Genomic DNA, 1,564 nt, shown 5'->3' on the forward strand with positions numbered 1-1,564 from the left:
TGGAAAAAATGGACGCTAATTTTGGAGGCGTTCACGATATTGAATTTGACGCACCTGCTCAGCTGGCATATCTACCCGAAAAACTACTAATTCATTTTGCCACTCGTCTCGCTAATGCAATTACAACACTCTTTTCCGACCCCGAATTGGCAATTTCCGAAGAAGGGGCATTAAAGATGATTAGCCTGCAACGCTGGTTGACGCTGATTTTTGCCTCTTCCCCCTACGTTAACGCAGACCATATTCTCAATAAATATAATATCAACCCAGATTCCGAAGGTGGCTTTCATTTAGCAACAGACAACTCTTCTATTGCTAAATTCTGTATTTTTTACTTACCCGAATCCAATGTCAATATGAGTTTAGATGCGTTATGGGCAGGGAATCAACAACTTTGTGCTTCATTGTGTTTTGCGTTGCAGTCTTCACGTTTTATTGGTACTGCATCTGCGTTTCATAAAAGAGCGGTGGTTTTACAGTGGTTTCCTAAAAAACTCGCCGAAATTGCTAATTTAGATGAATTGCCTGCAAATATCCTTCATGATGTATATATGCACTGCAGTTATGATTTAGCAAAAAACAAGCACGATGTTAAGCGTCCATTAAACGAACTTGTCCGCAAGCATATCCTCACGCAAGGATGGCAAGACCGCTACCTTTACACCTTAGGTAAAAAGGACGGCAAACCTGTGATGATGGTACTGCTTGAACATTTTAATTCGGGACATTCGATTTATCGTACACATTCAACTTCAATGATTGCTGCTCGAGAAAAATTCTATTTAGTCGGCTTAGGCCATGAGGGCGTTGATAAAATAGGTCGAGAAGTGTTTGACGAGTTCTTTGAAATCAGTAGCAATAATATAATGGAGAGACTGTTTTTTATCCGTAAACAGTGCGAAACTTTCCAACCCGCAGTGTTCTATATGCCAAGCATTGGCATGGATATTACCACGATTTTTGTGAGCAACACTCGGCTTGCCCCTATTCAAGCTGTAGCCTTGGGTCATCCTGCCACTACGCATTCTGAATTTATTGATTATGTCATCGTAGAAGATGATTATGTGGGCAGTGAAGATTGTTTTAGCGAAACCCTTTTACGCTTACCCAAAGATGCCCTACCTTATGTACCATCTGCACTCGCCCCACAAAAAGTGGATTATGTACTAAGAGAAAACCCTGAAGTAGTCAATATCGGTATTGCCGCTACCACAATGAAATTAAACCCTGAATTTTTGGTAACATTGCAAGAAATCAGAGATAAAGCTAAAGTCAAAATGCATTTTCATTTCGCACTTGGACAATCAACAGGCTTGACACACCCTTATGTCAAATGGTTTATCGAAAGCTATTTAGGTGACGATGCCACTGCACATCCCCACGCACCTTATCACGATTATCTGGCAATATTGCGTGATTGCGATATGCTACTAAATCCGTTTCCTTTCGGTAATACAAACGGCATAATTGATATGGTTACATTAGGTTTAGTTGGTGTATGCAAAACGGGGGATGAAGTACATGAACATATTGATGAAGGTCTGTTTAAACGCTTAGGACTACC

At 40.5% G+C, this 1,564-nt stretch carries 1 protein-coding gene; it reads left to right on the forward strand.

All coding sequences use genetic code 11. The features are described 5' to 3' along the window. Positions 1–1,564: adhesin (locus tag HMPREF2813_RS02950; protein ID WP_070646965.1), on the forward strand; the 1,564-nt coding region annotated here is incomplete at both ends.

This window comes from Haemophilus sp. HMSC066A11 (assembly GCF_001811665.1).
GTDB lineage: Bacteria > Pseudomonadota > Gammaproteobacteria > Enterobacterales > Pasteurellaceae > Haemophilus > Haemophilus influenzae.